Origin of the sequence: Microcystis sp. BLCC-F209 (genome assembly GCF_041928595.1) — a bacterium.
Taxonomy (GTDB): Bacteria; Cyanobacteriota; Cyanobacteriia; order Cyanobacteriales; family Microcystaceae; genus Microcystis.
In genome coordinates, this window is sequence record NZ_JBHFLL010000173.1 from 22615 (window position 1) to 30190 (window position 7576).

Consider the following 7576-nt stretch of genomic DNA (forward strand, 5'->3'; position numbering starts at 1 on the left):
ATTAATCTTCAGGTTAGAAAATGCCATTATGACGATAGTTTTTTCTCTGGTAAAAATAGACCAAGGCATTATCTGGAAACAGTTTCGTGATTATTCCCCCAAGTGTTGCTCTGCAACACTTTCAATGGTTTTGTCCTTTGCTGAGATCAAACAGGTAATCTATTATAACATTTAATTGCCAAAAATAAAGAGAAGAAATAAGTTATGACAACTTTAACACTCCAAAAAATCGGTAATTCTATAGGAGGGATCTTACCGAAAGAGGTTTTATCTAGGATAACCAAATCGGCAAACGAGTACAGCATTTCCAGTTTCGATCCCGATTCTGAGGAAACCATTGCTTCTTGAGATTAGGATAACCCCTTTCCCTCCACTGCCAACATACAAGGATGCAGCCAGTAAGGCATTCCCCCAGATTGTTTAAGAATTCTCTAGGTTATTTTTCGGGACATTCAAAACAGGATTTTGGTCAAAGAAACCCCAAGACATAATCTTAAAACCTGCTGGATGTACGGTCATAATTGGCCATTCTTCAGGACGAGGAATATGGGTAACACCGTAGGTGTACCAGACGACTAAATCCTCATTTTCGAGAGATTCATTGTCAGCAGTATATTGCGGTAAACCTCGACCTTTTTTGCCTTGATTGGGATAATCTCCCGCTGCATAAAGTTCGTTCGCTTTGTAACGAGTTGCCCAAAAATGATGGGTAGCAAATTCACCCCGTTGACGAGAATCCGCTGGGAAATTGGGATAATAAATTGAATTGGCCGATGGCATTAACATATAACTTGTCGGCATTCCGAGGGAGTTTTTCTGATTATTATTCATTACCATCCAAGCGCGACTTTCAGCTAAATTCACATCACGAATTGCCTCGGATTCTTGCCGAAGATTTCTTTCTGACATAGTGAAGGCATTACCAAAGGGATTTTTTTCTGGTGATAAAGTAGAAACCTTCATTTCAGTAACAGAATTTTTCACCCCATCCACATCAAAATCGAGACGAAAATTTAAGAAGTGCTGATGATTAATTGCTTCCACATTTGCCGCTACTAATGTCCCAAATTTATCGCCATGATCATGAGAATTAGTGAGATCAGTAGTCGCTTTAGCTAACATAATTCCCGTTAAATCGCTGCGCTGTTCTAAAGTACCATCTTCGTGAAAAATCCAGTTAATTCCGTAGTCATAATTACCGATAGCAGCCACGGTATTAACCACTAATTGACGGGCGCGACGACCTTCAAAAGTTTCCGTGTTAAAATCATAATGTCGCCAGAGAATTCCCGCATCTTTTTCGTAAATACCGATGAGATTCTCCCCGAGATAAGGTTCCCCATTATCATCAGCAAATAAGGTATTTAACAAGACAGTATTTTCGGGAACATCATTACCTTTATCCAAGGGAGTAGATAACCAACCAAAACGATATTCTCCCACATCAAAAGCACTACGAACCGCCCATTCTCGCGAGGTATCGGAGTAGGGAACTAGCATTTCTGACAGTCCTCCACGATACAAAATCATTCTATCTTTACCTTTATCATTGTAGGTAACTAGATAAAGAACTAACCCCTCTCTTGGGTGCATGAGATAACGAAATTTCCAATTTTGCCAGCTAACTTCGTTACCCTTAATCTGAAAAGTTGTCCCCTGCGGTTGTTGAATTCTTAAAGGTTTTAGGGCTTTTTGAAGGGGTGAAAGGTTTTTTTCATCGTAATCAAAATTGGCTTTTGAGAAAGGTACAATCCCAGTATCTCGCACTTCAAATACTTGGCGATTATTTAAATCTACCGTCACTGACAAACCTTCGATCGGTGCGCCATAATAATTATTACGATCCTTGCCTTTATAGTAAGTAATCCCGCGAATTAAGCGCTTTCCCGATGCTTGTTCTTTCTCGCTCATCATCCCAGTAGCCCAACCGTCAATGATGACGTTTTCAAAGTCAGTAATCCCGCGTTTTTTCATAGCTTCTTGCCAACGAATATCAGCTTTAGCTACTCGATCGAGAATTTCGTATTCTTCATCTAACAATGGTGGTTGTCCCGTCGATACTTCTTGCCATGAGAGAATTTTACTCACTTTGGTATCGACAATAGCCTCATAGGTTTTATTCAGTCTGGGTTCCAGAATTACTAAAAAAGCTTGACGAGCAATAGCATCTCCTTTTTTAAAGTTTAAAACAGTTTGCTTATCGGGTTCTTGTAAAGAAATATTAGGAAATCTGGCGAACTCTGTCAGGGATTTGTCTTTTTTCACCACAGTTACCGCCATTTTAATCTCATTTTCTGTGAGGGGATCGAGAGGATGGCTAATCCCTGGGGATTGGGCGAAAGTTTTCCCAAAAATTAAGATCACTCCGCAGCTGATTACAAATAAAATCGTCAGTGGTCGCCACCATGAGTATTTTTTCAGCATAGAAATCCCTTGATAAGGCTAAAAGATGGTCAATCCTAGACATGATAATCTGGGATGTGATAATTAACCTTATATCTTTTCAAAAAATTAAGATCGATGTCGGCAGTATTAGCGCGGCTTGATGCAGATTAAATTGTTAATTTTGCCACAATACAAGGCGTTGCTCAATCAAGCTATCAATGCCAACTGTGCATCCTATCTAAAAGTTAGTTTGCCAGAAGCTTCCTATCTCAAATCAGCAACGCCAACCCCTGCCAACCGAAACCGATAGCAACTCCTCAACTACCAGCCAAAACAGCGATCCAAACGAGATTAAATCCAGTTAATAGAGTTTAGACTTGATAGGGATTACCCAAGCGATCCACAAAAACATTGTAATCTAAGGGTAAACGCCCCGGATTAAGCCGCGGTTCCGCTGCGTAACCGATGGGAACGACAACAGCGATCGCCAGATGGGGATGATCGGCAGCACCAATGACAGCTTTTACCTTGTCCTCGATCCAACCGTTGAGAAAACAACTAGATAAACCGAGACTTTCGGCAGCTAAAACCAGATGAGTAGCGGCAATAATGGCATCCTTAATCGCGTATTCCCGGGTTTTTTCGCCTAAAGCCTTTTGAAATCCCGGGATTGCCTGTTTAAAATATTTTACCGTGCCTTCGCTCCAGGCACCTGTACTGAGAGCCTGTTCATAGATAGGAGTTAGATCTCCTCCTCCTGCGGCAGCATCGGCAGCGAAAACAAAAGTAACTGGCGCTTGGATAATTTGCTTTTGTCCCCAAGCGGCCTCGGCTAAAGCGGCCTTTTGTGCCTCATCTTGTACTAAAATAATTCGCCAATCTTGGATGTTGAAACTACTAGGTGCAGCAACGGTTAATTCTACCAGGGTTTTCAGCAGTTCCGGAGCGATCGGATCGGTGGTAAAATTTTTAATAGAACGACGTTGATTAATCGCCGTGGGAACATCGAGAGGCAAGGTCATAAAGTCAATGGATCAAGTTAAATACTTCTAATTATTATAAGGTCAAGCTATCAGCCTCAGTCTTAGGTGTGAAAAAACAGAAATAGTAAAACATCAGGGTTAAATTGTGGCAGTCAGGAAAAGATCGACTATACTGTTAAACTTAAACAGGTCATAACCCAATGACCATCTAGCTATAATCATGTCACCGCCACAAAGATCATTTTATGCTTTCTGAGCCGGAACCGAGGGACACCCTCACCACTCCCACCGTCAATACAGGCCCTGCAAGTGCCGATATCAAGCCAATTTTAGCCTTAAAAGAGTTGGTGGCCAGTTTATATCGGGAACAAAACAAAGTTCAAAATCTCCTAAGTTCCCTCGGTTTTGCCCTGCGGAGTTTCAATAATTTAAACCAATTCCTCGATCTCACTCCCTTGATGGCCGCACGAGTGGCGGATGCGGAGGGAGGGGCGTTGATTTTGAGCAAAAATAACGGTCAAGTGGCCCTCGATCAACTGCATTGCCAAGATAATCAAATTAATGGGGAACTACGCCGACAATTAGAGGCAATTATCCGACAATTAAACCAAGAACCGGCACTTGAGAATAAAAATAATCGATCGCTTCTCGACAGTCTCGACCATAAAATCCGGCAAACTCTCGGACAGGGTACGCAGGTTTATAGTACGCCTGTTTTGGTAAAAAATAGTGAGCGGGGACGTTTATACGTTTTCAGTCGTGATCCCGATTATGGTTGGACACCCACCCGTCGTAAACTGCTGCAGCTAGTGGCCGATCAAACGGCGGTGGCTATAGCTAATAATGAATTAACGATCGAATTACGGGCTAAGGAACGTCAGGATCGAGAGTTAGAAATCGCTTCCGAAATCCAAAATCGTCTTTTACCCCGGCAATGTCCGAAAATTCAGGGGGTAGAATTGGCAGCCCACTGCAAAACAGCCAATCGCGTTGGTGGCGATTATTATGATTTTATCCCCTGCAACTACGATCAATTTAAACCAGCAACGGAGGCGGAAATGGAAGCTAGTACCGCCCCTTGGAGTATAGTCATCGGTGATGTCATGGGTAAAGGTGTCCCGGCAGGATTATTGATGACCATGACCCGGGGAATGTTGCGAGCGGAAGTGTTAAATCGCCACTCCCCGGCCCAGATTTTGCGTCATCTCAATCGGGTTATGTATGCCGATCTCGATAATTCTCATCGTTTCGTGACATTATTTTATTCCGAGTATGATCCCCTGACGCGCCGTCTTGGCTACAGTAATGCTGCCCATTATCCCACCCTCTGGTGGCGGGCCAAAACGGGAGATTTAGAGTCTCTCGACACGGAAGGGACATTAGTTGGTTTAGAGGCCGATTCTATCTATGACGATGCCCAAGTGCAATTAGAAGCAGGAGATACGCTGATCTATTATACCGATGGCTTTACCGATGCAGTTAACTCGAAAGGGGAAAGATTTGATCAGAAAAATTGGCTATCGGCAGTTAAAGAAGCCTGTCAACAGTACACCGATCCCGAACAAATTCTCGAATATTTATTCGGGAAAGTTGCCGCTTTTACCGGTTTAGGAAATGACAGTAGTGACGATATGACTTTAGTAGTTATGCGAGTGAAATCGGAGGAATAAATCATCAATTAGCTCAATTCTCCTCTTGCCAAGGAGCAAATAAAGGCAATAAAGCTAACCCGGGTAAAGCAGCAATTACCGTGATTAAAAAGAACCACTGCCAACCGATCGCTGCAGCTAAAACTCCGGCGGGAGCCACCAAAATATCGCGACTAAAGGCCATTAAACTTGATAAGAGGGCGTACTGAGTAGCGGTAAAACGAGCATTACAAAGACTCATTAAAAAAGCCACAAAAGCGGCAGTGACTAAGCCACCACAGAAGTTTTCAATATTAATAGCTAAGACCATAAAAGGATAATTTTGCCCTAAATTTGCTAAAATAAAATAGGCCAAATTACTAATAGCTTGCAAGCCGCCAAAAATCCAGAGCGATCGATTAATTCCCCAACGACTTAACAGGGAACCACCTAATAAAACTCCCACCATAGTTGCTATCATGCCCATGCCGCCCTGGATTGCCCCGATATCGGTTTGACTGAAACCAGTTTTTAAGAGAAAAGGAGTCACCATATTATTAACTAAAGCATCCCCTAAACGATAGAGAACAATAAAGGCGAGAATGCCGATTCCTTGACCTATTTGATAGCGTTGAAAAAACTCCCAGAAAGGCAACAAAACCGCCTCTAAAAGAGTTTGAGGAGTATCATCCCTAGGGGGAGTAGCTGGGGCGAAAAAAGACCAAATAATCGTTAAAGCCATCAATCCAGCTAGGAAAAGATAGACGAGAGGCCAGGGAAAGTGATCAGCTAAAATTAAAGCGATCGAACCGGTTAAAATTAAAGCCAAACGATAACCTAAAACCCCGATCGCCACCCCAGCACCCATCTCCCATTTTTCTAAAATATCTGTGCGATAGGCATCGTAGGCAATATCTTGGCTGGCACTAAAAAAAGCGATCAGTAGGGCATTAATTGCCAATAATTCCAAAGATTGTTTTGGTTGTTGAAAAGCCATGCAACCAATCGCTAAAGTTAAACAAATTTGAGCGATGAAAATCCAACCGCGACGACGACCAAGCAGCGGGGGAACATAGCGATCAAGTAAGGGAGACCAAAGAAATTTGAGAGAGTAGGGGAGGGTGACTAAACTAAATAAACCGATCGATTTCAGATCAACTCCTTCGGTGGTCATCCAAGCTTGCAGGGTGCGACTGGTGAGCAACAAGGGCAATCCGGAAGCAAAACCTAAGAATAACAAAGCCGCCATTTTTTGACTGCGGAACACTTGCAAATAAGCGGAAATTTCTTTGATCATAGAGGGGATAGGAGGATAGATTAGATTAAAGAATATAGTTAATTGACCCAAAAAGAAAGAAATTAGTTCTAACCGACATCATCCCCTCTTAACCATTGCCCGGCGATCAAAAAAAATTCCCGAAAAAATAGCGGTATTCCCCCCAACTGGGGCTATAGGCAGTAGAATGGATGAGATTTTGATTCAGTAGTCTTGAAAAATTGCGGTATTCTCCTTAAGATAGATGCTTGATTCTCCCAACTAGCTCCCACCCCTATTTACCTTTCCCGGATAAGGACTGCCATCCCCACCTTCCCCGCCGACTCCTGTGATTAAAGTGGACTCCTGTTTTATCTCATACCTATTGTCTAATCCCTCCGACTCGGAAGCGACCGGTGACAATGCCGCCATTACCGTCGAGGTGCGTTTGGCCCAAAGCCAAGATCTCAAAAGCTTGGCGGAAATTCTCACCGATAGTTTTTTCCCCACGGCCAATTATTGGTCTTTTCTGCGTCCTATCTTTAAATTAGGCATTTACGAGGACTTACGGGGACGATTGCGCGCCGATACCCCTTACTATCACTGTCTGGTAGTCAGTCAAACCAGCGTCACCGTCACGGGTCCTCAGGAAATTATTGTCGCTACGGCGGAAATCAGCTTAAAATCCAGTTCTTTTTTAGCCGTTCCCATTCCTTATATTTCTAATTTAGCCGTTAGTCCCGATCGCCGGCGTGCCGGTCTGGCCCGGAGATTGCTGCTCAAGTGTGAACAGATCGCTAGAGAATGGGGTTTTGAGGAACTTTCCCTCCATGTTCTCGATAATAACCTAGCGGCCCGGTCACTGTACTTAAGTAGCGGTTATCGTCTCCAAAAAACCGACGGTTGGTTGATTAATTGGTTATTTAATCGACCACAAAAGTTATTTCTGCACAAAAAAATCAGCCAATGAGGAGATAGGAGACTCCCAGACTCCGAGACAGGTTTTAGGTGTTGGGGGTTGGGGTTTTGGGGTTTTGGGGTTTTAGTTCAATTTCCCCACTTCCCCACACCCCACTTCCCCCATTCATAATTCATAATTCATAATTCATAATTCATAATTCCCACTCCCCCACTTCCCCACTTCCCCACTTCCCCACACCCCACACCCCACTTCCCCCATTCATAATTCATAATTCATAATTCATAATTCATAATTCATAATTCATAATTCCCACTCCCCCACTTCCCGACTGCCCCACGTCCCCCCGGCCCCACCCCACACACCCCCCGTCCCCCCGGCCCCCCGGGCGGAGTCAGGGTTGAAT

The 7576-nt window shown here is 43.5% G+C and carries 6 protein-coding genes; 3 read left to right on the top strand and 3 right to left on the bottom strand.

The window, feature by feature from the left end:
• The first annotated feature begins 204 nt into the window (after nt 1–204).
• Nucleotides 205–348: an addiction module antidote protein gene (locus ACE1AQ_RS10815; protein WP_039899673.1), complete on the top strand. Its 144-nt coding sequence runs from the start codon at nt 205–207 to the stop codon at nt 346–348.
• Between the two features lie 72 nt (nt 349–420).
• Here ACE1AQ_RS10815 and ACE1AQ_RS10820 read toward each other — a convergent pair whose 3' ends face one another.
• On the bottom strand, nt 421–2424 hold the full coding sequence (locus ACE1AQ_RS10820) for a primary-amine oxidase (RefSeq protein ID WP_008199128.1): 2004 nt from the start codon (nt 2422–2424) through the stop codon (nt 421–423).
• Nucleotides 2425–2756: 332 nt separating this feature from the next.
• Nucleotides 2757–3407, bottom strand: a complete 651-nt coding sequence (locus tag ACE1AQ_RS10825) for a nitroreductase family protein (protein ID WP_008199121.1) — start codon at nt 3405–3407, stop codon at nt 2757–2759.
• A gap of 206 nt (nt 3408–3613) precedes the next feature.
• Between ACE1AQ_RS10825 and ACE1AQ_RS10830 the strand changes: the two genes are divergently transcribed.
• Nucleotides 3614–5038: a PP2C family protein-serine/threonine phosphatase gene (locus tag ACE1AQ_RS10830; protein WP_008199119.1), complete on the top strand. Its 1425-nt coding sequence runs from the start codon at nt 3614–3616 to the stop codon at nt 5036–5038.
• Between the two features lie 13 nt (nt 5039–5051).
• Here ACE1AQ_RS10830 and ACE1AQ_RS10835 read toward each other — a convergent pair whose 3' ends face one another.
• Nucleotides 5052–6293, bottom strand: a complete 1242-nt coding sequence (locus tag ACE1AQ_RS10835) for an AmpG family muropeptide MFS transporter (protein ID WP_110543232.1) — start codon at nt 6291–6293, stop codon at nt 5052–5054.
• Between the two features lie 307 nt (nt 6294–6600).
• On the opposite strand from ACE1AQ_RS10835, the gene ACE1AQ_RS10840 reads away from it, so the two are divergent.
• Nucleotides 6601–7221 (top strand): GNAT family N-acetyltransferase, encoded by a 621-nt coding sequence (locus ACE1AQ_RS10840; protein WP_008199116.1) that lies wholly within the window; start codon nt 6601–6603, stop codon nt 7219–7221.
• Nucleotides 7222–7576 lie beyond the last annotated feature (355 nt).